At 27.9% G+C, this 26,929-nt stretch carries 21 protein-coding genes and 6 pseudogenes; 11 read left to right on the forward strand and 16 right to left on the reverse strand.

The window, feature by feature from the left end:
* Positions 1 to 98: 98 nt before the first annotated feature.
* From ypfJ to JJC05_RS02225, 6 genes and pseudogenes are all read right to left on the reverse strand, one after another.
* Positions 99 to 955, reverse strand: a pseudogene (ypfJ, locus tag JJC05_RS02200) (KPN_02809 family neutral zinc metallopeptidase).
* Positions 956 to 959: 4 nt separating this feature from the next.
* A complete protein-coding gene (locus JJC05_RS02205; RefSeq protein WP_309597503.1) occupies positions 960 to 1,838 on the reverse strand; it encodes an ATP-binding protein in 879 nt (292 codons plus the stop codon).
* Positions 1,829 to 2,488, reverse strand: a complete 660-nt coding sequence (locus JJC05_RS02210; RefSeq protein WP_235878120.1) for a sensor histidine kinase — start codon at positions 2,486 to 2,488, stop codon at positions 1,829 to 1,831. Before JJC05_RS02210 ends, JJC05_RS02205 begins: the two co-directional genes overlap by 10 nt.
* Positions 2,437 to 4,389: a PAS domain S-box protein gene (locus JJC05_RS02215; protein WP_235878121.1), complete on the reverse strand. Its 1,953-nt coding sequence runs from the start codon at positions 4,387 to 4,389 to the stop codon at positions 2,437 to 2,439. Before JJC05_RS02215 ends, JJC05_RS02210 begins: the two co-directional genes overlap by 52 nt.
* A gap of 77 nt (positions 4,390 to 4,466) precedes the next feature.
* A complete protein-coding gene (locus JJC05_RS02220; protein WP_235878122.1) occupies positions 4,467 to 4,961 on the reverse strand; it encodes a hypothetical protein in 495 nt (164 codons plus the stop codon).
* Positions 4,962 to 4,994: 33 nt separating this feature from the next.
* Positions 4,995 to 6,245 carry a glycosyltransferase gene (locus JJC05_RS02225; protein WP_258929418.1) on the reverse strand — a complete coding sequence of 417 codons (1,251 nt, stop codon included), beginning with the start codon at positions 6,243 to 6,245 and terminating at the stop codon, positions 4,995 to 4,997.
* 73 nt (positions 6,246 to 6,318) lie between these two features.
* Between JJC05_RS02225 and JJC05_RS02230 the strand changes: the two are divergent.
* A pseudogene (locus JJC05_RS02230) lies at positions 6,319 to 6,899 on the forward strand (MiaE family protein).
* 67 nt (positions 6,900 to 6,966) lie between these two features.
* Positions 6,967 to 7,766 (forward strand): annotated as a pseudogene (locus JJC05_RS02235) (TIGR00266 family protein).
* Between the two features lie 185 nt (positions 7,767 to 7,951).
* Here JJC05_RS02235 and JJC05_RS02240 read toward each other — a convergent pair.
* Positions 7,952 to 9,235 carry a DEAD/DEAH box helicase gene (locus JJC05_RS02240; protein WP_127823177.1) on the reverse strand — a complete coding sequence of 428 codons (1,284 nt, stop codon included), beginning with the start codon at positions 9,233 to 9,235 and terminating at the stop codon, positions 7,952 to 7,954.
* A gap of 24 nt (positions 9,236 to 9,259) precedes the next feature.
* Positions 9,260 to 10,300, reverse strand: coding sequence for a formimidoylglutamase (locus JJC05_RS02245; protein WP_235878123.1), 1,041 nt, complete (start codon positions 10,298 to 10,300; stop codon positions 9,260 to 9,262).
* Between the two features lie 125 nt (positions 10,301 to 10,425).
* Between JJC05_RS02245 and JJC05_RS02250 the strand changes: the two genes are divergently transcribed.
* Positions 10,426 to 11,316 carry a DUF8428 domain-containing protein gene (locus JJC05_RS02250; RefSeq protein WP_088391874.1) on the forward strand — a complete coding sequence of 297 codons (891 nt, stop codon included), beginning with the start codon at positions 10,426 to 10,428 and terminating at the stop codon, positions 11,314 to 11,316.
* Positions 11,317 to 11,658: 342 nt separating this feature from the next.
* On the opposite strand, the gene JJC05_RS02255 is transcribed toward JJC05_RS02250, so the two are convergent.
* The 3 genes from JJC05_RS02255 to JJC05_RS02260 form a co-directional block, all read right to left on the reverse strand.
* Positions 11,659 to 12,387: an acyl-CoA synthetase family protein gene (locus JJC05_RS02255; protein ID WP_258929419.1), complete on the reverse strand. Its 729-nt coding sequence runs from the start codon at positions 12,385 to 12,387 to the stop codon at positions 11,659 to 11,661.
* 58 nt (positions 12,388 to 12,445) lie between these two features.
* Positions 12,446 to 12,700, reverse strand: coding sequence for a hypothetical protein (locus JJC05_RS16440; RefSeq protein WP_258929421.1), 255 nt, complete (start codon positions 12,698 to 12,700; stop codon positions 12,446 to 12,448).
* 61 nt (positions 12,701 to 12,761) lie between these two features.
* Positions 12,762 to 13,625, reverse strand: a complete 864-nt coding sequence (locus tag JJC05_RS02260) for a CPBP family intramembrane glutamic endopeptidase (protein ID WP_309597391.1) — start codon at positions 13,623 to 13,625, stop codon at positions 12,762 to 12,764.
* A gap of 65 nt (positions 13,626 to 13,690) precedes the next feature.
* Between JJC05_RS02260 and arsC the strand changes: the two genes are divergently transcribed.
* The gene (arsC, locus tag JJC05_RS02265; protein ID WP_105197100.1) at positions 13,691 to 14,032 is read left to right on the forward strand and encodes an arsenate reductase (glutaredoxin); all 342 of its coding nucleotides are present in this window, start codon (positions 13,691 to 13,693) and stop codon (positions 14,030 to 14,032) included.
* Between the two features lie 49 nt (positions 14,033 to 14,081).
* Positions 14,082 to 16,565: an outer membrane beta-barrel family protein gene (locus JJC05_RS02270; RefSeq protein ID WP_258929422.1), complete on the forward strand. Its 2,484-nt coding sequence runs from the start codon at positions 14,082 to 14,084 to the stop codon at positions 16,563 to 16,565.
* 53 nt (positions 16,566 to 16,618) lie between these two features.
* Here JJC05_RS02270 and JJC05_RS02275 read toward each other — a convergent pair whose 3' ends face one another.
* Both JJC05_RS02275 and corA read right to left on the reverse strand, forming a co-directional pair.
* Positions 16,619 to 16,786, reverse strand: coding sequence for a hypothetical protein (locus tag JJC05_RS02275; protein WP_014165448.1), 168 nt, complete (start codon positions 16,784 to 16,786; stop codon positions 16,619 to 16,621).
* A gap of 120 nt (positions 16,787 to 16,906) precedes the next feature.
* Positions 16,907 to 17,974: pseudogene (gene corA / locus JJC05_RS02280) on the reverse strand (magnesium/cobalt transporter CorA).
* Positions 17,975 to 18,277: 303 nt separating this feature from the next.
* Here corA and hutI point away from each other — a divergent pair.
* Positions 18,278 to 19,513, forward strand: a complete 1,236-nt coding sequence (hutI, locus tag JJC05_RS02285; protein WP_105197103.1) for an imidazolonepropionase — start codon at positions 18,278 to 18,280, stop codon at positions 19,511 to 19,513.
* Positions 19,514 to 19,596: 83 nt separating this feature from the next.
* Here hutI and JJC05_RS02290 read toward each other — a convergent pair whose 3' ends face one another.
* Positions 19,597 to 19,980, reverse strand: coding sequence for a pyrophosphohydrolase domain-containing protein (locus JJC05_RS02290; protein WP_105197104.1), 384 nt, complete (start codon positions 19,978 to 19,980; stop codon positions 19,597 to 19,599).
* Positions 19,981 to 20,318: 338 nt separating this feature from the next.
* On the opposite strand from JJC05_RS02290, the gene JJC05_RS16450 reads away from it, so the two are divergent.
* Both JJC05_RS16450 and JJC05_RS16455 read left to right on the forward strand, forming a co-directional pair.
* Positions 20,319 to 20,864 carry a hypothetical protein gene (locus tag JJC05_RS16450; protein WP_258929424.1) on the forward strand — a complete coding sequence of 182 codons (546 nt, stop codon included), beginning with the start codon at positions 20,319 to 20,321 and terminating at the stop codon, positions 20,862 to 20,864.
* Complete coding sequence (locus tag JJC05_RS16455) at positions 20,864 to 21,340, forward strand: GyrI-like domain-containing protein (RefSeq protein ID WP_258929425.1); 477 nt, start codon at positions 20,864 to 20,866, stop codon at positions 21,338 to 21,340. The genes JJC05_RS16450 and JJC05_RS16455 overlap by 1 nt, the downstream gene beginning before the upstream one ends.
* Before the next feature lie 9 nt (positions 21,341 to 21,349).
* On the opposite strand, the gene JJC05_RS02300 is transcribed toward JJC05_RS16455, so the two are convergent.
* Positions 21,350 to 22,066, reverse strand: coding sequence for a tRNA threonylcarbamoyladenosine dehydratase (locus tag JJC05_RS02300; RefSeq protein ID WP_105197107.1), 717 nt, complete (start codon positions 22,064 to 22,066; stop codon positions 21,350 to 21,352).
* 24 nt (positions 22,067 to 22,090) lie between these two features.
* Positions 22,091 to 22,725: pseudogene (locus JJC05_RS02305) on the reverse strand (TatD family hydrolase).
* A gap of 590 nt (positions 22,726 to 23,315) precedes the next feature.
* Here JJC05_RS02305 and JJC05_RS02310 point away from each other — a divergent pair.
* From JJC05_RS02310 to JJC05_RS02320, 3 genes and pseudogenes are all read left to right on the forward strand, one after another.
* Entirely contained in the window at positions 23,316 to 24,539 is a 1,224-nt protein-coding gene (locus JJC05_RS02310; protein ID WP_105197108.1) for an MFS transporter, read from the forward strand.
* A gap of 116 nt (positions 24,540 to 24,655) precedes the next feature.
* Positions 24,656 to 25,013 (forward strand): annotated as a pseudogene (locus JJC05_RS02315) (BlaI/MecI/CopY family transcriptional regulator).
* A gap of 11 nt (positions 25,014 to 25,024) precedes the next feature.
* On the forward strand, positions 25,025 to 26,869 hold the full coding sequence (locus JJC05_RS02320) for a M56 family metallopeptidase (protein ID WP_181142912.1): 1,845 nt from the start codon (positions 25,025 to 25,027) through the stop codon (positions 26,867 to 26,869).
* Positions 26,870 to 26,929 lie beyond the last annotated feature (60 nt).

Consider the following 26,929-nt stretch of genomic DNA (forward strand, 5'->3'; position numbering starts at 1 on the left):
AGTACTAAATCTCATAAGGTTTTGAATTTTTCAGCAGATCCTATTTAGTTAACACGTAAAACATTTTTTTTGAATAATTTATATGGTTAAAAAAAACATTATTGAATCCTTTTAAAAGTATCTCCTTCTAATAAATTTCCTGTTTGATAACCTTTTAAAAACCATTCTTTCCGCTGTTCAGAAGTACCATGCGTAAATGATTCAGGCTCAACATAACCTTGCATTTTTTTTTGAATAGCATCATCTCCTACTGCTTGTGCAGCACTTAAAGCTTCTTCAATATCGTCTGGATCTAAATATTTTTGATTATGTTTAGCCCAAACACCGGCATAAAAGTCAGCTTGTAATTCTAAAGCTACGGATAAACGATTTCCTTCTTCCTGTGTCATACTTTGTTGCAATTGTCGCACTTTATTAGATGTCCCTATAACCGTTTGCAAATGATGTCCTACTTCATGAGCAATAACATAAGCTATGGCAAAATCCCCTCCTTTAGCTCCAAAACGAGTTCTTAATTCTTCAAAAAAATCTAAATCCATATAAACTTTTTCATCTCCGGGACAATAAAAGGACCTGAAGCTGCAGAAGCACTACCACAGGCAGTTTCAACAGCATTTGTGAACAAAACCATTTTGGGATTTCTATAATTAATATTATTTTCTTTTGATAATTTACCAAAAATATCTTCTGTATCAGCAAAAATAGTGGCTACAAATTTCCCCATTTCTTTTTCTTCTGGTGTAAGTGAACCTTCTACTAAAGGGGCATGATGAGTAGTAGATTGATTCATTTGTTCTAAAACTGGGGTAATCATTTTACCTGTTTCACCTCCAAAAAGATTTAACAACAAAATAATAACACCTAGAACGCCTCCTGTTGCCACCATTTTACCTCTGGTAGACACACCTCTTCTATCTTCAACATTATCGCTTTGACGTCTTCCTTCCCATTTCATATCTTTATTTTTTAGTTATTTGATTTAACCATTTAAACATTGTTTTTTCAAAAAAATCTTTATCTATAGGTTTAGATATATAATCATTCATCCCTACTTCTAAACATTTTTCTTTTTCACCTTTAATAGTACCTGCCGTAAGAGCTATAATTGGAATATTCTTATCTTTTTTTCTAATTTCTAATGTAACTTCATATCCATTCATTAAAGGCATCTGAATATCTAGTAGTATTAAATCTGGAGTGTTTTGAATGTATTTCTCAACTCCAACAACTCCATTTTCAGCTTCAAAAAGAATTAAATTAGGCCAAATTTTTTTTAATAGAGTTTTAGCCAACATCATATTAATTTTATTATCTTCTACTATCAATACTTTAAACTTCGATTCTTTGATTCTATCTAAATATTCAGCAGAAAAATTTTCACAAACAACAACATCTGAATTATGAATTAAATTTTCTACACATTTTTCTTCTTGAGAACAAAAAACTAAATCTAATTCAAAAAAGAAGGTACTTCCTAATTTATAATCACTTTCCAACTGAAGTTTAGTTCCCATTAGAGTCAAAATATTATTAGATATTGTCAATCCTAAGCCAGTTCCTCCATATTTTCTAGTTGTTGAATTGTCTTCTTGAGAAAAAGGTTCAAAAATTCTCTGATGACTTATTTTTTTGATCCCTATTCCGCTATCTCGAACCAAAAATTGAATTTTTATTTTATTTCCTTCAATTTCTTTAAGCTTTAATTCTAAAACTACTTCTCCTTCATTTGTAAATTTAACGGCATTTGACAATAAATTTAATAAGACTTGTTTTATTCTTAGTGGGTCAATTAAAACGTATTTAGGAATTCTTTCGTCAAAAATAAAATCTAAAGCAATACCTTTTTTTCAGAATCAAAACGTATTATTTTAACAATTTGCAAGACCAAATCATAGAGATTAGTTTTTTTAAACTCTAACTCTAATTTTCCCATTTCAATTTTTGAAAAATCAAGAATATCATTTACCACCTCTAATAAAATTTTAGCTGATTCATTTACTGTTGATAAATATTCATTTTGAATATGATTTAATTGAGTTTGTTTCATTAAACCAGAAAATCCAATAATAGCATTTAAAGGTGTTCTAATTTCATGACTCATATTAGCCAAAAATTCAGACTTAGCTTTATTAGAGGTTTCTGCATATTCACGGGCTTTAATTTCTTTTTCTATTATTTTTTTTTCCGTTACATCTACTAAAATTCCTCCTATATAAGACACTTTACCATCTTTAATTACGGTATCACTAAACTCTTCAATCCAAATATATTCACCTGATTTTCTCTTAATTCTATAGATTAATTGAAAAGGATTATTTGATTCAAATGCTTTTTTATTTTCAGATATTACTTTTTCTTTATCCTCTTTATGTGTCAAATCAATCAAATATACTTGACCATCTAAAAATTCTTCACGCGTATATCCTGTCAGATTTTCTATTTTATCGCTAATATATATTTTAGAAAACTTTTGATTATATTCTGACAAAAACACGACACCGGTATATTATCTGCTAACAATTTAAACTGTTTCTGAGATTCTTCTATCAGATTTAAATTTTCTATTCTTTCTATCGTAATAGAAACGTTATTGGCTAATATTTGCAATATACTAACTTCTTCCTCTGCCCATTCACGTTCTTTTGAACAATCATCAAATCCTAAAAAACCTCTAAATACATTATTTATAAATATAGGAAATAGTAAAATAGACAATATTCCTTGTGAACATAATCTTTCGTAAATAAAAGGATCTTTTATTTGAGCACTTTTAGCTCTAAAAACTTCTTTTTTTGACAATGTTTCATAGTAAATTAAATTCTCTTGGTGAAACATTTTTTTCAAGGCTTTATTATTAATTTGAGGTTGTATATCTTTTTCTCTGTTTACCCATTCATTTTTACAACTAAAATAATGTTCTGCTTCGTTATTTTCAAAATAATAAATTCTATCAATATTTGTCGCTTGTCCTACTATAGAAAAGACATCTTCAAATAGTGGATCTAGGTTATTATTTTTAAGTAATTTTTCTGTAGAAACTGCAATTGCTGTTAATATTTTTGTTTTTTCTTCTAATTTTTCTTCTGTTTCTCTTCTCTTATATGTTTCAATTGCTAAGGAAACGATATCCGCTATTGATCTTGCAAAATTAATATCATCATTATCCCATACTCTTTTTTGTTTTGTTGTTTCAAAACTTAATAAGGAACATAATTTGCCATTTATGAAAACAGGAAGATTTAACATTGATTTGATTTCTCCTTTAAGGAAATAATCATCTACCAATTCATTTGTACCAAAGTATTCATAGACATCAGTTGCTACTACTAATTGTTCTTTTTCGAAGTGTTCAAAATAGTTAGGACGATTTGATTTAAAAGAAACCAACCCTTTTTTAAATTCATCTAATTCTAAATCATATAAAGAAAAACACTGAAGGCTTAAAGGATCATAAGTCCAATAACTTACTCTATCTATCAGGGCTCCCTTTGCTGTAGACTTTAGTATAAGGTTTATTCTATCACTAAAAGTTTCTTCTTCCTTGTAAGATAAAGTAGCTAATTTATTTATTGTTTTATTAAAAATTTCATTTTTCTTTTGTCTATTCTTTTGTTGTATTTCTACATTTTTAAGCAAGGTAATATCTCTTGCTATTGCTGAAAACCCTAAAACTTTTCCTTTTTGATTTCTTTTTACATTAACTTTTTGAGACAACCATAATTCTGTATTTTCATTAATAACAACAGGAAACTCTATTGAAGACGCCTCTTTTCTTCCTAACAAATTAGAATGATAAAATCTAAGTACTTTTCTTATATAATCTTCTCTAATAAAAAGAATTAAATTTTGTCCTATTATATCTTCATTTTTTAAATTAAATAAGGATTTAGCAAATGTATTAACAAAAGTAAATTTACCTCTTCGATCTGTTTCATAAATAATATCGGTAGCTGTTTCTATTAAATTTTTATACTGATGATCTAAATCAATTAATCCTGTAATATCTTGTCCAATACTTAAATAAATATCATTTAAGTTCTTAACATTTTTCCATTGTATATATCTGTAGGTTCCTTCTTTTGCTAATACCTTACGAGTATAAAACTCCTGATTATTTTTATAATTTTCAATTGTAAACTCAGGATCTTCAATTAGACTTAAAAAGCTCATTCCTTGTAAATCTTCAACTGTATATCCTAAAATATTTTTTACATTTTGAGAACAATAAACTATTGTTCCATTTTTATTGATTGCTATAACTAACGTTGCTTTTTTATTAATAGCATTATTGGTAAATAAAAAATTATCTTTTGTTTTATATTTTATAATATAGCGTACCTGATTGATTAGAGAAATCATTAAGCAACTATTTCCCAAAGTAACAAACATTACTTCATTAAGTATTTCATAAAAAAACAAAAATATTATTAACAAATAGTTAAACACTACAAAAACCCAATAATAGTTTATGGTAGTAAAAAGATAATATGAAAAAAGAATAAAACAATCCAGTCAAAATAAGTAAATATATATTCTGGATGTGCAACAATACGTAATAAGGTAATTAAAAAGTACGTAAAAAACATGAGTGTAAAAAACGCTCTTAAATGCTTTTCTATAAATGAAATTTTATAACTAGCAGCATACACAAAAAGTAAAATACTAGCTACTGTAAAATTAATCGGAAAAACTTCTTTTTCTCTTAAGTGTAAAAAAATAACGGTAAATTCTATAAAAGCTAATCCTATCCCTACAAATAAAAAATACAGGCGATATTGTTCATAAGAACCATCGAAATCTGAAAAATCACGCATCATTTCACGATTAACCACAGATTTCTTAAAAAAATAATAATAAAATACAAAAAAAGCAACAAATAGGAAAAAAAGTAAGAACCAAGATGATTGGTAAACATTTAATCCTGACAACTGAATCATTTGAAAATACAAAACCTTAATCAAAAATATAAATTTATTTTTTATTCTAAACTCCTATTAAAAATACAAAAAAACGTCTCTCTTAAACGATCTTTTTTTATTTTTTTCTTCTATCCATTTTGACATATATTTTGTGGCTGCAAATTGATTTTGTAATAATAATTTTCCTATAAAATTTTGATTTCTATGATGGTTTATATCTTCTTTTATTTTTAAAATTAATTCTTTGAATAATTGTTCGTATAATTCTTTTTTAAATTTTGTAAAAATAATTCGTTCTCCTTCTTTACATGCTTTATCCCAAATTTGTTTTTCTTTGTACAGATTTATTGCTTTTTTGACAAAATCATTCATATCATTCGTTACATAACCATTCCAATACTTTGGAGTACTTATTCCTTCAGCACCAATAGATGTGGTAACGGAAGGAGTATTAACTACCATAGCTTCTAATAACTTTCCTTTTATTCCTGCGCCAAATCGTAAGGGAGCTAATAGTACCTTACTTTGCTCCAGTATTTCGTATACACAAGATGCTCTACCTCTAATACAAAAACCTTCCTTTTCATTATTCATTTGATTTATCTTAGATGAAGCATAAGCTCCATATATGGTAAGATTTACAGTAGGTAATTCTTTACGTATTTCTTTCCAAATTGTTTTTAACTGAACAACAGCATCATAATTAGGTTCGTGTAAAAAGTTTCCTATAAAAACAAAATTTACTCGATCTTCATAAGCAAGTGTTTTAGTTTTATTTGAATAAAATATAGGTAGATAAAATAGTAACGATTTATCTATTTTAAAAATATTTTGTAAAATTTCCATTTCAAATTCAGAAATAATCAATGTTAAATCACATCTATATATACTAGCTATTTCTCTTAAAGCCAAAGGTTCCTCTAATAAGTCTTTTGTATCAAAAACATTATTTTTCTTTACGGCTGTATGTCGAGCATAACGTAAACAATGCAAATCTTCTGAATCTAATATACGTATTGCTTTAGGACAAGCTGTAGCAACACGCCAACCAAATTGTTCTTCTGATATAAAACGATCAAAAACAACCATAACAGGATCAAGATTTAAAATAAAATCATCAAAACTATTATGATTTAACTCAATAGCATATTCTAAAACATCAATAGATGATAAATCAAATGAGTTTTCTGTTTTTTGCGCAGTTGAAGCAAAAATTACTTCATATCCTAACTCTTTATATAAGTTAATGAGTTGTACAATTCTAGTCCCCGCCGCAGAAGAAGTGGGTTCTGGAAAAACTAAACCTATAAATAAAACTGTATTCAAGTCTTTTTTTATGCAAAATAACAATTATAAATTAGGAGTAAAAAATGTAATTTTGTATTTCAATCATTTTTATATGTTAGGATTAAAATTAAAAACAGACCCTAGATGGGCTAATATAGCAGAAGGAAACCTTGCTGAAATTTTGTCAGATCATGCTTGGTGTGAACAAAAAGCGGCAACTAACGCAATTAATCTCATCATCAATAATTCTGAAAAAGAAGATCTGGTAACTGAAATGACTAAAATAGCTATTGAAGAAATGGATCATTTTAGAATGGTTCATGATATTATTAAAGAACGTAATTATGAATTTACACGCGAGCGAAAAGATGATTATGTAGGACAACTAACCAAATTTTTAAAAAAAGATGGAAGCCGTGAACAATCTATGATTGATCGTTTGCTATTTGCCGCTATGATTGAAGCCAGAAGTTGCGAACGCTTTAAAGTACTTTCTGAAAACATTCAAGATCAAGAATTATCTAAATTTTACCGAGAACTAATGGTTTCTGAAGCTAATCATTATACTGTTTTTTTAAATTTTGCTAGAAAATACGGCGAAAGAGATTATGTAGATAACCGCTGGAAAGAGTGGATTACTTACGAGGAAAGTATCATTATAAATTATGGTAAAAAGAAACTATACATGGTTAAATTTTGAGTTATTTTGTAACATTTTCTTGTAATATAAAACTTATAAGCAAATAATAAAAATTAGAAAATGCAGGCACATGAAATAGACTACCATATTTATGGTGAAGAAATGCAATACGTAGAAATAGAATTAGATCCTCAAGAGGTCGTCATAGCGGAAGCTGGTAGCTTTATGATGATGGAAAATGGGATTAAAATGGAAACTATTTTTGGCGATGGTTCAAACGCTCAAGGCACTGGTATTTTAGGTAAACTTTTAAGTGCTGGTAAACGAGTGTTAACAGGTGAAAGTTTATTTATGACCGCCTATCAGAATCAAGATTTTTCAAAAAGAAAAGTTTCGTTTGCTTCTCCTTATCCTGGAAAAATTATTGCACTAGATTTAATGCAATATGGTGGTAAATTTATTTGCCAAAAAGATTCTTTTTGTGTGCAGCAAAAGGAGTTTCAATAGGTATTGAATTTTCACAAAAACTAGGCAGAGGTTTATTTGGTGGAGAAGGTTTTATCATGCAAAAGATAGAAGGAGATGGTATGGCATTTGTGCATTCAGGAGGCACTTTGGCTCGTAAAGAATTACAGCCGGGAGAAATTTTAAAAATTGATACTGGATGTATTGTAGGCTTTACCAAAGATATAGATTATGATATAGAATTTATAGGAGGTATAAAAAATACTTTATTTGGTGGAGAAGGTATGTTTTATGCAACCTTACGAGGTCCTGGTGTGGTATATATACAATCTCTCCCTTTTAGTCGTCTAGCTGGACGCGTTATTGCAGCATCTAATATAGGAGGACAAAGTAAGGAAGAAGGTAGTTTGCTAGGTGGATTTGGCAAATTATTAGATGGTGATAATAGTTTTTAATAATCTTATAAAACATTTCAATATCTTAAATTATTCTTTTAAAACAAGAAAAAACTATCTTTATTAATACAAATATTACTTAACCCTTTCATTTCATTCTGTTTTTACTTTCTAAAAAAATGAAATGAAAGGGCAAGTAAAGTCTTTTTATATAAACTTCTTTTTATTTTGATTATTTATAGAGCTTAATACCAACGTTTTTTATTTTTCTTAGAATTATCTGACTTTCTCGATTTTTTTCCGCTTCTTTGTTTTGACGAGTTGCTACTTACACTAGTAGCTATCTGATTATTAGAAGAAGGGTTTCGTTTCTTACCATTATTATTGGAAGATTTCCAAGGAAAAGGATGATTATCTACCGTTGTTACTTTATTTTTTAACAATCTAATAATATCTTTCCAATATATTTCTTCATCTTTACCACAAAATGAAATAGCAATACCAGAATGTCCTGCTCTACCCGTTCTACCTATTCTGTGAATATATGTTTCTGGAATATTAGGCAAATCATAATTAATGACTACAGGTAGTTGATCTATGTCAATTCCTCTTGAAGCAACATCTGTTGCTATTAAAAAATCAATTGTTTTATTTTTAAAATTTTCTAATACTTTTTGGCGTGCATTTTGTGATTTATCTCCATGAAGGGCATCACAATTTAATTGATTCTTTTGTAAAAATTCAACAAGATTTTCAGCCCCTTGCTTAGTTCTTACAAATATTATTGTATTAACTAGCTTTTCTTGCTTGATAACTCGTACTAAAAGTTGTTTTTTATCTGTTTTTTCAACAAAATAAATTGATTGTACTATGTTTTGACTGTTATTAATAGTTGATTTAACTTCTACATACTTGGGTTTTTTAAGAAATTCTTCTGCTATTTCTCTAATTTCTATAGGCATTGTGGCAGAAAACAAAAGTGTTTGTCTGTTTTGAGGCGCTATTTTTGTTATTTTCCTTACATCATTAATAAATCCCATATCAAGCATTAAATCAGCTTCGTCTATCACTAAATGATGTAGATGATTGATATCAATTACTCCTTGTTTATTTAAATCTAAAAATCGTCCCGGCGTGGCAATTAATATATCAATTCCTTCTTTTAATTTTTCTACTTGAGTAGTTTGGGGTACACCACCATAAATAGTAAGTGTCGTGCAATTCGTATATTTTCCGTATTTATTAAAGCTTTCTTCTATTTGTAACGCTAATTCACGAGTAGGAGCTAAAACAACGGTGCGAATATATTTTCGTTTTTTAATAGATCCTACTATAGGAATTAAATAATTTAAAATAGGTATAGCAAAAGCAGCCGTTTTTCCTGTTCCTGTTTGTGCACAACCAACTAAATCTTCTCCTTCTAAAATAATTGGGATTGCTTTTTCTTGTATTTCAGTAGGATTTGTATAGGTCGCTTCCTTTATTGACTCTACAATATTTCGATGAAAACTAAACTGTTCAAAAGTCATATATATATAATTTGGACAAAGGTACTATTTTAAGACTGAAGAATGTGCTTTTATAAAATCAGTTATTAAATAACCTATTAATTTACCAACTAATTGAGGGTTTTTATCCTCCCCTAAAGAAGGAGCTCCTTCACAAATATGTAAATAGCTAGCATTTTTGTGTTTAGCAAAAAAGGAGCAAAACTGCCTTACTTCTTCTACAGAAAAACCACTTAAAGTCATAGCGCTAGAAGGTATATTAGGAACAGAATCTAGATCAATTTCAATTCCATACGAATCTCCTTTTATATGTTCATAAGCTAATTTTAATTCTGATTGATAGTGTTTTTCTTGACGGATTTTAATTTCATCATAGGTATTATATTTTACCCGATCATTTTTACTTTTTATAATATCTAAGACATTTTTAGATGTATAGCTTTCATGTAATCCAAAAATAAAATAATTTTTTAAAAAGCCTTCTTCAAAAGCATAGGAAAAACCATTACCGCTATGTCTTCCTTCCAAAATTCTGAAATCAGAATGGGCATCAAAATTTACGGCATTGATGGATTTTCCTAATCCTAATGCAGTTCCTTTTATGTTTCCATAAGCATTATTATGCCCTCCACCAATTACAATAGGTACTTTACCTGCCTTTATAATGTGGTAAATAATATGGGAAACTTCTTTATCTATATTTTCAACTATTTTAAATAATTGTTTACGATCATCTGGATTATTAGGATCTAAATCTTCTGCTTGACTCATTTCTTGCGAAACATCTACACGACCTAAGATTATAATTTGACTTCCTTTACAAAACTTATTATGTTGTATATTAGCTACATTTTGAAGAGTACTTTCCCAAGCTGTCTTAGCACCTCTTCTTCCTAAATTAGCTCGTATACCTATATCTTCAGGAATTCCTAAAAGTACGTATCTAGCATCACTTTTTTTAAAAAAACTAAAGACCTCTTCATCTTTGGGAACGATTTGAATTTTTTCTCCAAATTTTATTTCTCCATTACGATAAACCGTAATTTTAGAAAGATCAGATTGTCTAAAACGAATTAAATTTTCCATTGGGGAACGAAATTATATTGAGTCAAAAATACTATTTTTATGTAAAATTACGTTAACTCCTTGCTACAATCACATTAAAAAATTATTTTAGCATACTATAATAACCCTAAATAAATAAATTTAATATGCAAAGAAGTGCTCCAAAAAGATCTAGCAACGTAGGTTTTAAAGTTGTTATAGGTATTTTATTAATGATGTTAACATCCAGTTTAGTTTATATTTACAAGCTAAGTGAAGATTCTAAAAATACCTTATCTGTAGTAACAAATGAAAAAGATGCTTTAATGAAAGATTTAGAAATAACGAAGCAATCTTTAGAAACCGCTATGGAATCAAACACCACAATGACAGAGGAATTAATGGCCGAAAAAGAAAAAATTCAGCAATTAATGACTGAATTAGAAAAAACAAAAAATACAGACACGGCAGCTATTATGAAATATAAAGATGAAGTTCAAAAACTGAAATCTAAAATTGCCAATTTAATCAAACAGATTGATGGATTAAAAAAAGAAAATGCAACACTTAATACTAAAATTGATAGTACTAATACTGTATTAAAAAAATCTCGTTCAATAAATGATACCTTAATTTCAAAAAATAATATGCTTGCTAAAGCAATCGAAAAAGGGTCTAAATTATCTATTGTAAATCTACAAACAACAGCTGTTAAACAAAAAAGCAGTGGAAAACAAATTGTTACAGACAAAGCAAGTCGTGCTAATCTTTTAAAAATTAGTTTTACAATAGCAGAAAATCAAATTGCTAAATCAGGAGATAAATCATACTATGTCCAAATTATTGATAGTAAAAACAATGTATTAGGCGATAAAAAAATTGAAAGCTTTGGAGACAAAATGCTTACATACAGCTTTGTATCCTCTGTACGCTATGAAAACAAAACGGTAAAAGTAGAAAAAGATCTTCCTGTAGAAGATATTTCAGAAGGAACTTTTTTCGTAAATGTTTTTGATAAAACTGAATTAGTAGCTAAAACTAGTTTTACTTTGAGATAATATTTTTCATTAAAACATCTAAAAAATAAGGTTATTCTAAAAAATCGCCATTTTATCATTTTAATCCAATATAGTACTAATAATACAACTTATCTTATTGTATAACAAGTAGTATGTAAGATTATTATTTTAGACAACCTCTTTAAGTTCGTTCAATCGCTTCGCTCTAGTTAACAAATAAAACTAGAACGGGTGAGCAGACGAAACTAATACATTCAGAAACATAAAGTATATTCATTAAGATTTAAGAATTTACTTACGCATTTCACGGAGCAAATTATACTAAAATTAATCTTGATTTTCGAGTAAAAGAATTTTCTTTTTTATTTATAGGTCTTTTCCTTATATTAACTTGTTTTTTAACATTGTTTCTTTTCTTTTTATTTTACCTGTCTCAGTTTCTTCAAATTTAGCTATGAAAATTATTTGTTTAGGCACTTCATACAAGCTTAATTCTTCAAAAATAGAAGAATCTAATTCATAAGCTTCTCCTTCTATGACCAATACTAATTTTTCTCCAAATTTTTGATCTGGTAAACCATAGAAAAAGAAATGTTCTTTTATTTTAGGTATCAATTTAGCTTCTATTTGTTCTGGAAATAATTTTATTCCCCCGCTATTTACAACATTATCTACTCTTCCCTTCCAAATAAATTCTGAATCAGAAACTAATTCTATTAAATCATTTGTAACCAATATCTCTTCATTAATATTAGGAGCATTTATTACTAAACATCCTCTATTATCTTGCTCAATTACTACTCCAGGCAATAATTTAAAATTTTTTGTTCCTATTTTTTTTAATGCAATGTGTGTAACTGTTTCAGTCATACTATAAGATTCATAAGCATTAATAGAGTTTTGTATTAACTTTTGGGTCAAAACTGGATTTACTTTAGCTCCTCCTATTAGTACAATTTTGACTCTGAGTAATTCATCTAATGATTTTTCTACTTGCAAAGGAACCATAGCTACAAAGTCATATTCAATATAAGAGTCCTTTAAAGGAGACGAACTTGGCTCTACAAGCGTTAAATCCCATCCTAATACCATTGCCCTTACCAGCATCATTTTTCCTGCAATATATTTCACAGGCAAACAACATAATACTTTTGATCCTGCATTTAATTTAAAAAAAAGCACCTGTACTTTGGGCGGAATAAACCATGGCGCTTTTTTTTAGCATCATTTTTTTTGCATTTCCTGTAGTTCCTGATGTTTGTACATTTACATTAGAATAAACATCTAACCATTCTAAAATAAAGATTGCTGCATTTTTTTCATAATCTCCTCCTTCCTCTATCTTACTTTTTGCCCAAAGAAGTAAAGTTTCTGTATCATACGATACATCATTTAATTTAAAATCAGGATGAATTGTTATCATTTATCTTGTATAAAAATAGTCCCTGTTAATTTTTCTTTCCAATTACGCCATTTGTATTTATTTAAAAAAATAACGAATAAAAGAGGCAATACCACGAATATTGGTAAAAAAGAGCAATGCTTAATTCAGGTTTGGATACATCTTTTAATATAGATGCTGTTTGCAAGACAGTCCAATTAGAAGTTACCAACAAAGCTGTTATTAAATTATTTGCTGCATGAAAACCTAAGGAAAGTTCCATTCCTTCATCCAACAAGGTAATAAGACCTAAAAAAAAACCTATTCCTATATAATACAATATCAACACTTTACCTATTTGACCCACTTCAGGATTACTCATGTGTAGTAATCCAAATATTAAAGAAGTAAGAACTAAAGGGAATAACTTATTTTTAGAAACAAATGCAAAACCTTGCATTAAATAACCTCTGAACATCAATTCTTCTATAGTTGTTTGTATAGGAATCATTAATACGCCTATTAAAAACAATAATAGGAATGATTTTAATTCAAAATTCCATTCGAAGTCTGTTGGTGATAACAAATAAGAAAAACCCGTTATTATAACTTGAAAAAGAGCCCAAATAGCAAATGAAAAAAACACACGATTCCAATCTATATTTTTTCTACTTGTAATAATTTTTATGAGAGATTGTTTGTGCACAATTTTAACAACAAAAATAAAGCCTAAAAAAGCAAAAACAAAACTCAACAACATAAGAAAAAGTCCAAAATTAGTATCTAACACTTGTAAAAGAGCTACCTCATTTTTACCATAAATAGTATCTCCTTTTTCTTCTAACTTTAAAAAAACAGCCATCATAAAAGGTATTTGCCCAATTAAAGCTGCTATAAAAACTATAAATGTCCCTAAGAGATATTTCCAAAATTTATTTCCCCTGAAAAAAGCTTGTTCTAAAAACATATTATTATTATTTAACTATAAGAGCAATTTAGTCTATTTTTGTTACAAAAAAAATAGATTAAATTATGATTACAATTTACCATAATTCACGTTGTTCAAAATCAAGAGAAGGTGTTTGCTTTTTAGAAAATCAAAATGAAGATTTTAAAGTAGTTAATTATTTAGAAAACACACCTACTACAGAGGAATTAAAGGACTTATTAAAAAAATTAAATATACCAGCTATTGATTTAGTAAGAAAAAAAGAAAGTATTTGGATTGAAAACTTTAAATCAAAAGAATTAAATGAAGAAGAAGTTATTCAAGCAATGATTCTACATCCAAAACTTATAGAAAGACCCATTGTTGTAAAAGGAGATAAAGCTGTTATTGCCAGACCTACTGAACGAATCAATGAAATTTTATAATAGATATTAACATTTTATTAATCCTTTTAGCAAAATATACCCATTACATTTGCTCATTAATTCCCCTTCAGATGAAAAAAATATTTTTTCTATTTTTTGTTTTTTCTATCATTTCTATAAATGCACAGGAAAAAACATTTTTAAAAAAATTACAATTACAGGCAAACTTGTTGATAAAACGACACAACAACCTCTTGAATATGCTACAATAACGGTTATTAATCCGACCACTAACAAACCTGTTAATGGTGCTATTACAGATTTAAAAGGAGAATTTACTTTTCAAAATGTATCAGGTAATTTTATCTTAAAATACGAATATTTATCATTTAAAACTCTAATAAGTAATTCCAAATTATATAATGAAAATTTAAATGTTGGAATTATTTCTTTAGAGCCTGATGCTAAAACGTTGAGTGAAGTAGTAGTCCGATCTGAAAGAACAACAGTTGATCTAAAATTGGATAAAAAGGTTTTTACTGTAGGTAAGGATATATTAGTCAGAGGAGGAACGGTGAGTGATGTTTTAGACAACATTCCTTCTATATCTGTTAGTAGTGAAGGAACTGTTGCTTTAAGAGGTAATGAAAATGTTAGAATTTTGATAGATGGCAAACCTACTAATGCAGTAAGTGTAACGGATGCTCTAAAAATGATTCCTGCAGATGCAATAGATAAAGTAGAAACGGTTACCACTCCGTCTGCTCGTTATGATGCTGAAGGAGGCGGAGGAATTATCAACATAATTCTAAAAAAAGGCAAAAACCAAGGAATAAACGGCAGTATTATAATTGCAGCTGGAATCCCTAAAAACAATAGCATTTCTGCTAATGTAAATTACAAAAATGAAATAATGAATTTCTTTTCTACCATAGGTTATAATGATCGAAATAACCCCGGAAGAACCAAAATTGATCAAGAAACTTTTAATAAGAAAACAGGTCTTTTGGCATCCTATTTAGAAGAAAGAAGAGAAAGTGAAAAATACTCTAAGGGAATCAATTTAAATTTTGGTATGGAGATTGCCCTTAATAAAAATACATCTTGGACAAATGTTTTTAATTACAGAAACAATAAAGGAGGAAACAATGAAGATGTTTTATATTATAACTTTAATTCTAATAGAATTTATCAAAACACATCTAAACGTGATAATCAATTAGTTTCAACAGAAGATAATGTAGAATATACGACTAATTTTACTAAAAAATTTAAAAAAGAAGGTCATAAAATTACTTTTGATGGTGCCTTTTCAAAAAATACGGATAAAGATGATGCGGATATTCTTCAAACAATTTTGGATAACAATCAATTCATTAGAAATGAACGTAGTAAAAAACATGATACTCAATTAAGAAATTTACTTCAATTAGATTATATCCTTCCTTTTAATAAAGAATCTCAATTTGAAGCGGGTTATCGCGGTAATTTCGTAAACTTACTGGCCGATTTTTCAGTACAGAATTTAAACCCGACAACTGGTAATTTCGAAAATATTATAGGTTTTACTAATAAAATGAATTATATAGAGAATGTAAACGCTTTTTATACTCAATTTGGTTCTAAAATCAATAAATTTTCATATCTCTTAGGCTTACGTTTTGAAAACTCTCATATTGAAATCAATCAGTTAACTTCGCTACTTTTTAATTCAAAGAATTATAATAATTTTTTTCCTAGTATTTTTTTAACCTACGAATTAAAAGGAAATGCTAGTATATCAACCAACTATAGCAAACGTATTACGCGTCCTAGAGATCGTTTTATCAATCCGTTTGCTTCTTATACTAGTAATATTAATTTATTTCAAGGTAACCCAGATATTAATCCTGCTTATAGTGATGCTTTTGATATTGGGTATTTAAAAAAATGGGATAAATTAACCTTAAATGCCTCTGTATATTTAAATCATACAACCGATGCGTTTCAAATTGTTCGTAAAGAAAGAGGCGATTTTATTGATGGTACTCCTGTCATTATTAATATGCCTTTTAATCTTTCAACAGATGATAAATATGGTTTGGAAGTTACAGCTAATTACACCTTAAAAAAATGGTGGAAGTTAAATGCAAATGCTAACTTTTTTTATAATATTACAAAAGGTGATTATCAATACACTAATACAAAAAACGAATTAATTATTCAAGATTTCAATTTCAAATCTTCCACTTGGACAGGACGTATAAACTCACGAATTAATTTACCTTATAAAATTGATTTTCAATCTAATTTCACTTACAACGCATCACAAAAAATTGCGCAGGGAGTTCAAAAAGGAATTGCAGTGCTTAATTTAGGATTTAGCAAAGACATACTAAAAGACAAAGCCACTATCGCTTTTAATGTAAATGATGTTTTCAATTCACGTAAAATGATTCGTGACTTAAATTTGCCTAGTGTAAATTCTTATTCTGAGATGCAAAATCGTATGCGTGTTGCTACTTTATCTTTTACTTATCGTTTTAATAAATCTAAAACGGAGAAAGAAACTAAACCTAAAACACATAACGAAGGCAATGACAACGATTATTAGGAGGATAATATAATGAAAAAGCCCCTTATAGGGGCTTTTAAAAACAATAAAAATTATTGTTTTAAACTTTCTCTATTGGCTCTCTTTTCTTTATATTCATTCCATAAATAACCTCCTACCCAGTAGAATACGAAATTAATCAAGAAAATCATTAACCAAAATCCCATTGTTAAAATGGTTAAGAAAAGTAAGAAACCTAAATACTGTTGAAATTCAAACATTTTCCGGAATTTTTGTATACTCTACAAAAGTAAAAATACTATTTATTATAGCCAATAATTATTCCTGTTTTTTTATTATTTAAAAGGGCTATTTTTAAAAAATTAATTTTACTTTTAGATTTAAAACCATTTTCTCCATTTAAAATAAATTGCCATAGCAATTAACAAAACTACCATAAAAACTAAAACCATAAAATAACCATATTTCCAATGTAATTCTGGCATATTATCAAAATTCATCCCATAAACTCCTACTATAAATGTTAATGGCATAAAAAAGATCGAAACGATGGTGAGAGTTTTCATTACTTCATTCATCTTATGACTTTGTGAAGCAAAATAAAAATTTGATGCACTATCTAATGTTGTCAAATCATATTCTATTTGCTCTAATAATTCTAAACACTTTTGGTGTAATCGATCAAAAAAACTAAAATTTTCTTTTTTATTACATTAAACACATTATCATCTTTTGTACTTCTTATAGAATATAATGAATCACGTAAAGGAATAATAGAACGCTTCAAAAAATTAAAATTATCTCGATGTTTTTCTATTTGTTCTAATATTTCAGGCTTTGAATTAGTTTTAGATATATTGATTAATTCCTCTACCTTATCTTCTTCTGCTTCTATAGTAATAAAAAAATTTTCTATAATAGCATCTAATAAAAGATATAACAAATAATCTACTTCTTTATCACGTACTATACCTGAATGTGTTCTGATACGTTCTCTTATATGAGCAAAGAAATCGCTTTTTTTTTCTTGAAAAGAAGCTAAAACACCTTCTTTTAACAAAAAGATATTTGCTCTACTTTTATATTATCTGAATGTTCTATAGGTAAAATAGACTTGATACTAAAAAATAAGACGTTATGATATTCATCTATTTTAGTTCTTTTAGTTGTATTGAGAATATCTCCTAAAATAAATTTATCAACATCTAAGAAAGCCCCTATTTTTTGAATTTTCTCTAAATCTGTTAGTCCATGAATATTGATCCAATTTTGTTTATTTAAATCTACATCTACTATCATTTGTTCAAAAAAACCATCGGCACTTTCTATTAAAGTATGGGTATCATAAACAAATAACTGCATTGTAGTTGGAATACTTTTATAACCTCCAGTATACTCTAAAAGAGTCGGTATAATTTTTTTCCTTTTTTATATTTTATTTTTCGCAAGATGAATTTCGATTTTGGTATACACAAAAATATGTTTAAAAAAAAAAAAAGCTGTCAAAAAAAATTTAACAGCTTTTTGTATTAAATAACTAACCTCTATTTTCTTGAAACAATCTAAATTTAACCGCTTCTTATTTATTACAATAAAATAAATAGAATTATTTTAAATAAATAAACGCACTAATTTAACAAAATAATTATTAAAATCATAATTATATTTTATTAATACATTTTAAAAAATATTTTTTTGTTGTTGAATACTGTAAAACAAAGTACTTTAGCAGGAATATTTTTTAAATCAAAATGAGAAAATTAATTATAAACATAAAAGAATTACTACAAATAAGAGAAGAATCTGTCCTAAAAGTATCAGGAAAGGAAATGGCTGAACTTCCCAAAATTGAAAATGCGTATTTATTAATTGAAGATCATCTTATTACTGATTTTGGATCTATGGATAACTGTCCTAAAAACGTAGATGCTCAAATTATAGACGCAAAAGGAAAAGTAGTTTTACCCACTTGGTGCGATAGTCATACACATCTTGTATATGCTGGAAACAGAGTACAAGAGTTTGTAGATAGAATAAAGGGGCTTTCTTACGAAGAAATTGCTCAAAAAGGGGGTGGAATTCTAAACTCTGCTAAAAAATTAAATGAAACTTCTGAGGAAGAAATTTTTGAACAATCTAAAATTAGATTAGAAGAAGTTATACAGCAAGGAACAGGGGCTATTGAAATAAAATCTGGATATGGTCTAACCATTGAAGGAGAACTTAAAATGTTAAGAGTAATCAAAAGATTAGCAAACGAGTATCCTATTAAAATAAAATCTACCTTTTTAGGAGCCCATGCTTTTCCTTCTATATATAAAGAAGACCATAGTGCTTACATCGATTTAATTATAAATGAAATGCTTCCTTTAATTGCTAAAGAAAATTTGGCAGACTACATTGATGCTTTTCTAGAAACAGGTTATTTTTCGGTTGAAGAAACAGAACGTATTATGGAAGCGGGTCAAAAATATGGCTTACAAGCAAAAATACATGTTAATCAATTTACGGCAATTAATGGAATTGAAGCTTGTGTAAAACATCATGCTCTTAGTGTTGATCATTTGGAAATTGTAACAGATCATGATATTGAAGTATTAAAAAAATCCGATACCATGCCTGTAGCACTTCCTAGCTGCTCATACTTTATTAGCATACCTTACACCCCTGCTAGAAAAATGATAGAAGCAGGTCTTCCTCTGGCTCTAGCTACTGATTTTAACCCCGGGACTACTCCATCAGGAAATATGAATTTTGTAGTAGCTACTGCTTGTATTAAAATGAAAATGACTCCCGAAGAAGCCATTAATGCAGCTACTCTAAATGGAGCTTATGCCATGGGAATTAGCCATACACATGGTAGTATAACAAAAGGTAAAATAGCAAATCTAATTATAACAAAGGAAATTCCTACTTACTACCAATTACCTTACAGTTTTACAAGTCATCTTATTGATCAAGTAATTATAGAAGGTAACATTATGTAATGTACCATTTTAATGAATGACTGAATAGGGTCTTCTTCAAGCTTATAATACCAACCTATTTATAACTTAAAGAAGACCTTTTCTTATAATAAAATTTTTTCTATATTAGGTTTAAAATAATTAGGTCCTTTCAATACTTTACCATCTTCTCTATAAATGGGTTTCCCATCTAGTCCTAACTTACTCATGTTACTTTTTTGAATTTCTTCAAATATTTCTTCTATTTTTTCTTGTAATCCATGTTCTAAAATTGTACCACATAGTATATACAACATATCCCCTAAAGCATCGGCTACTTCTACTAAATTATTATTTTGAACTGCCTCTAAATATTCTTCATTTTCTTCCTTCATCAAATTAAAACGTAGTTGATTTAGGTCATTTCCTAAATCGGCCTTTGGCACTTTCTTTATTCCTAAACCAAAAGATTGATGAAATAAAGAGACTGATTCGATTTGTTTTTTCATATTTGTATGATTATAACTATTAACAGAATGAATTAAAAGGTCTAAAATGAAAATATCCCAATACTAATACTTAATTTTGTAAAAAAAACTATGTTCAGCCAAGGTCAAATTTTATTTGCAATTTCATTCTTTATTTGTTTTGTTGTATTAATGATTTTTTCTTATAGAAAAGATATAAAATTACACAAAATACATTATAGAGGTAGTTTTTGGATACTTATCTCTTTTTTTATTTTTATCGGAATTTTATTCTTCATAAAGACAATACTGAAAAATCAATAATAAATTTGCGTTTTTAACATTTTTTTATAGCTTTACATGGGTTTACACTTAAGATCATGAAGGTAGCTAAATACTTATTTTTACTAGCACTATTGCTTACGGGAACTATCGCTATATTTGTAGCCACAAAAGATGGAAAATATACGATACAACATGAAAAATTAATTGACGTTTCTAAAGAAATTGCTTTTAAATATATCAGTGATGGTACCAATTGGGATTCTATCAATCCGTGGAAAGGTGAAAAATTTAAAATAATTTCAACCCAAGAAATCCCCAACGAATCCATTACGCAACAAGTTATACTTAATGATGTTCAAAATGAGTTGGTATTGAATTTTAAAGATACTTTAAAAAATAAAACAAAGGCTATTTGGTTCACCAAGGGAGAACTAACATTTAAAGATAAATTTCTTAGTATCATAGGCAAAAGTGTTAAAAATGATTTTGAAGATCGTTTTGAGTCTGCTTTAAACTTTGTTAATACAACTTTAACGAGAGAAATCAACAGTTTTCAAATACAATTAGATGGTTTTGTAAAAAGAGATACTCTTTATTACATACAACGACCTGTTGTTTCTAAAAAGAAGAAATTCCTTTAATGATTAAACGCTTTGTCCCCCAATTACAACAAATACTAAAAAATACGAACACAATTACAAATGGGTATCCTTTTATTGTGTATCACTCAAAAGATAGTATAAAAAATCAATTCAAATATTCAATTGCTTTACCCATAAAGAAAAAAATATACACCAGTAGTGATAGTGATATTTTAAGCGGTCAGATTAATCCTTCAAGCACTATAAAGGCTACTGTAAAAGGAAATTATACTCACCTGATAAAAGCTTTTCCTAAAATTTATGCTTTTATGGAAGAAAATAGATTAGAAAAAAGCGATAAATATCGAGAAATAGAAGTTTTAATAAAAAATAGTACCACATTTCAATCGGCCTCCTCATGGATAACTGAAATTTATTTTCCTGTTAGGCCTATAAAAGTTGCTACCAAAGTGAGTACTGTAAAAAAAGACACCACAAATACTCACATTGATAACCTTAAAAGTCCGCAAAAATAAAGCGGATTTTTATTTTTTTAACAAATCTCTAATGACTTTTTCGGCCGCGTGTAAACCAAATAAAGCGGGCATCCAACTATTAGTTCCATAAAAAGATTTTTTAAAATTAGATCCGTCAGTCATTTTTACGCTTGAATAATCAGGTCTTTCATGTGAATAAACTACTTTTACTCCTCCTGAAATCCCTTCTGCTTTTAATCTTTTACGAACTTGTTTTGCCAATGGGCAGTAATCTGTTTTGCTAATATCTTTTACACATACTTTACTAGCTTCAAATTTACCTCCTGCTCCCATATTACTAATTATCTTTACTTTTTTCTTTTTAGCTGCAATAATAAGATTGAGTTTTGGCGTAATACTATCTATACAATCCATAACATAATCAAAATCTTCCGTAACAAGTTCATAAGCTCTTTCTGGCGAAAGAAACTCTTCTATAACGGTAAGATTTATTTCTGGGTTTATATCCTTAATACGTGCTGCCATTAACTGTACCTTAGGTAGCCCTACTGTAGAATGTAAAGCGGGTAATTGTCTATTAATATTTGTAATATCTACCACATCTCCGTCTACTATTGTCATTTTACCTACTCCAGCGCGCGCTACAAACTCTGCTGCAAATGAACCTACTCCTCCCATTCCTACAATTAAAACGTTGGAATTTTTTAATTTTTCTAAGCCTTCTGTTTTAAATAATAACGCTGCTCTTTCCTGCCAAACTGCCATTCAATTCTTATTTTTATCTATTAGTTAAAGTTGAAATACTTTTATAAAATTGGCTTCAATTAATGATTCTACATTCTTTTTTTTTATCATTGAAGCCTTTTCATACACCTCTTCTATTGTTTCTTCTATTGTATCTGTTTCTAAAAAAAAACAGTCATCTGGTATATAATTAAATACCAATGCCAACTCAGGATTTCTTATTAAATATTTCCCAAAAGAAAGATAAAATCCGTTATCTAATAAACTTTTAGCTACCTGAATGTTTTTAGAAAAGCCATGTATGATAATGGGCTCTTCTATTTGCATTTCTTTTTTAGACCAATTACTTCTTGAAAAGCTGAAACACAGTGCAAAATTAAGGGTTTTTTATATTTTTTTGCAAGTTCTAATTGTTTTTCAAAAACTTGTAATTGAAGATCATATTTCGTTTCTATCCTTTTATCCAATCCACATTCACCTAGTGCTAAACAATTTTGTAACACTAATTTTTCTTCTATAATCTTTAATTCTATATCTATTTCTTCTTCTTTTATATACCAAGGATGTATCCCAATGGAAAAGTAAGGTATTTTTTCATCTAATTCTAGAGGGTATTGATTTACTATTTCCAATACTCCTATTTGATCTTTAAATGAATGTGTATGTAAATTATATTTCATCTTTCATGTTTTTGCTTTAGTAGTAATAGTTCTAAGTAGAGCCTTTCTCATAAGCTAGTAAAGACCTAGCTATTTTATTATAATAAAGAAATTCAAATTATACAATTCCTATGAAACCTATTTTTTAAGAGTTTTTAAATTATCTAAAAATGCTTTATTTAAACAAATTTAAAATTAATATATTTTTACATAAACTATCTTTTTTACCAAATAATTTAGATTATCAATAAATACATTTTTCATTTATTAAAATTAAACCTATATTATGCGTTAGAAATTTATTACAAATAAACAAGGACTTTCAATCTAAAAAGCGTACTTTTTTATTATATTAAGGTTATTTTAAAGGTTCATAATCTTGTTATTTATAAATAGGATAGAAATAACATAAATAATGTGACTTCTCTCTAAGGTTGAAGTGACAAACTACGACTAGATTACGGCTTTTCCTCCCTATTTACAAAAAATGTTCATTTTTTGTCTTTTCATCTCGAACATGAAGTCTAATTCGGAATCCGGATTAAACAAATATCTATAATTACTTATTTTTTATATTTCATTTAGTATTTTTGAGAACATACTTTACTATTATGCTTAAAACTGGAATTATTCGTTATATTAATAATTTTAAGGGCTTTTCAAGGGAAATTTGGATTTTAACCTTAATAACCTTTATCAATCGTGCAGGAACAATGGTTCTTCCTTTCCTATCAAAGTACCTAAAAGAAGACCTTCATTTTAGCTACAAGGAAGTCAGTTGGATATTAGTTAGTTTTGGTATCGGTTCTATGGTAGGGTCATGGTTGGGAGGAAAACTTACTGACAAAATAGGGTTTTATAAAATAATGATTTTCAGTCTACTAACAAGCGGAATTTGTTTTTTTATTTTACAATTCATCAATTCATTCATCGGCTTATGTATAGGTATCTTTATTATCATGGTTGTAGCTGATATGTATAGACCTGCTATGTTCGTATCTTTAAATACTTTTGCTACTAAAGAAAATAGAACAAGAGCTTTAACATTAATTCGCTTAGCTATTAATCTAGGTTTTGCATTAGGTCCTGCTATGGCTGGATTAATAATCATGAAAATAGGCTACAAAGGTCTTTTTTGGGTTGATGGCGCAACCTGTATACTGGCTATTAGCATTTTTAGATATTTTATAACGGTAAAAAGGAAACAGTTAGAACCTAAAAAGGAAAACAATTTATCAAATAACAATACTTCTGTATTTAATGATTTTATTTTTTGGATTTTCTTATTTTGCTGTATGCTTGTAGGCATTTTATTTTTTCAACTTTTTACTACTCTTCCCCTTTATCATAAAATTCAATTTAATTTGACTGAATTTCAATCAGGTTTGTTACTTATGCTTAATGGTTTACTCATCTTTTTTTTGGAAATGCCCATTGTAAGTTATATTGAAAGAAAACAAATTAACAAAATAAAGGTTATTACAATAGGTGCCATGATGATGTCTTTTAGTATGTTTATACTTTTATTTTCTTCTTACAGTATAACTCTAATAATCATGATGATTTTAATGTCTTTAGGCGAAATGTTTACTTTTCCGTTCTCAAACACCTTTGCTATGAGTCGAGCAGCTAAAGGACACGAAGGTAGATATATGGCTATTTTTAGTATGAGTTTTAGTGCTGCTCATATACTAAGTGCAAAGATAGGTTTGTCTATAGTTGATTATTTTGGCTATAGAACGAATTGGTTAATAATGGCTTTTTTAGGGATTATTGCTACCGTATTAGGTATACTTACATACAACCTTACTCAAAAAGAAGATAAATCAATTTAGTCTTTTCTTAAAAATAACTTAAATCTTAGTTAAACAACTACAAAAATAGTTGTTTAACTAAAAACATCGTTTTAGTTTTGTTCAACTCTAAAAAATGATTCGAAACTATCACAATAATGCAAAAGTTAACAAACAAAGAAGAAGAAATCATGCAAATTTTATGGAAGCTAAAAAAAGCTTTTGTAAAAGAGGTCATGGCTGAAATAAAAAATGATACTCCCCATTATAATACTCTCTCTACAATTATCAGAAATTTAGAAGATAAACATTACGTAAGTCATACTATTTTTGGTAATACTCATCAATACTTTCCCATCATCACTTTGGAAGAGTATAGAAAAAATTTTTCAATAATGCTATTGAAAATTATTTTAATAATTCATACAAGAATTTAGTTTCTTTTTTGCAGAAGAAGAAAAAATTTCTGCCGCAGAACTTAGAGAAATTTTAGATTTGATAGAAAATAAGAAATAAATATGGAAGTGATGAGTTTATATATAATCAAAGTTAATATACTAATAATTATTTTTTATATTACTTATCATTTTATGGTAAGCAAAGAAACTTTTTTTAGCAGCAATCGTTGGTTTTTATTATCTGGATTAGCAACTGCTGTTATTTTACCTCTATTATTCATTCCTAAATACATAATAGTTCAACCTCATATAACCGAGAAATCCACTATTTCACAAACTGTTGAATATACTACAAATAATTACTCTAAATCTGCTTCTCTTGTAGATTGGAATATTATCATCCTCAGTATTTATTTAATTGTTTTTTTAATCTTATTTAGTAAACTCATAATTAGCTTCTTTTCGTTGTATAAACTACTTCATCGACATAAAAACATAAAAAGAGGTTTATTCAAGCTAGTAGACTTGGATGATGAAATCGCACCTTTCTCATTTTTTAATTATATCGTATACAATTCTAATTTTTATACAGAAGAGGAATTACAAAGTATACTCTTACATGAAAAAGTACACAGTGAAGATAAACACTCTATCGATACACTCATTAGCCAACTATTTTGTATTGTTTTTTGGTTTAATCCATTTATATGGCTATACAAAAAATCAGTATTACAAAATTTAGAATACATAGCGGATCAAAAAGCCAGTAAATTTTTAAAGGATAAAACTCAATATCAAAAAGCTTTACTAAAAGTAATTACAGAACGGAATTGTTTTTCAATTTCAAATCATTTTAACTCATCATTAATTAAAAATCGAATCATTATGTTGAATCAACCTCAATCAGAAAAAAAGAAAACTTGGAAATACGCATTAATAATTCCAGTCTTAGCTGGTTTTATGTTCTTTTTTCAAACAAAAACCATTGCACAAGAAAAAAACATTACTCAATCTAACTCTAGTGATTTATATATTACTACTGATAAAAATTCTAGTGAACAAGAAATAAAAGAGGACATTAAAATAGCTAAAGAAAAATTTGGTGTAGTCCTTAAATATTCTAAAATCAAACGCAATACAAAAGGAGAAATAACAGCTATTAAAATAGAATACAAAGATTTTGAAGGTAAGAAAGGAATGACACACATACAGGGAGATGATCCTATAAAACCAATTTATTTCCATAAAACTAAAAACAGAGTAGGATTTGGAAAAGCAAACGAAATCAATTCTTCTAAGAATCTTCACAAATCTAATAATGAAAATAATAGCTTTGGTTTTTCATTTTTAGACCCAGAAAATGATATAATTCATGAATCAGAAGAAATAATATCTACACCTAAAAATCCAGACGCATCAAATAAATTAGAAAAGAAAGAAGCTGATAAATCCTCTTTAAAAAATTATAATAAAAGTATCATTATTAAAAAACAAAATAATGGGAAACCTGAAATTATCATAAATGGTAAAACGATAGAAACCGATTCAGAAGAATATAAAAAAGCATTAAAAGATTTTAATGGTAATTTTGAATTTAATATGCAAGAAGACGGTCCTATGGTATTAAAATTCAACAATGAAGATATATTTAAATTTGATTCGAATGAGATAGAAAAAATAACTAAAGATGCTTTATCTAACTCCCAAAAACAGTTCAGCAAACTACGTGAAAAAATAAATAGCATGCGTCCGAAAATGGATCAAATGAAAGTTGAAATAGAAAAAATCAAACCAGAAGATTTTAATTTTGATTTTAATTGGAATGAGAAAGAAAACGATTCCGAAATAAAGAAAGCTAAAGAGGAAATGCTAAAAGCACGAGAGGAAATGATTAAAGCGCGAGAGGAAATGATTAAAGCTAAAGAAGAAATGTTAAAAGCAAAGAATCAGCAAAATAAAACAAAAAAGGCATAATGATAGCATAACACTCATCAAAGAGGGTAACCTAAAAATCAATAGTATTTACTAAAATTG

This window comes from Flavobacterium davisii (genome assembly GCF_019565505.1).
GTDB lineage: Bacteria > Bacteroidota > Bacteroidia > Flavobacteriales > Flavobacteriaceae > Flavobacterium > Flavobacterium davisii.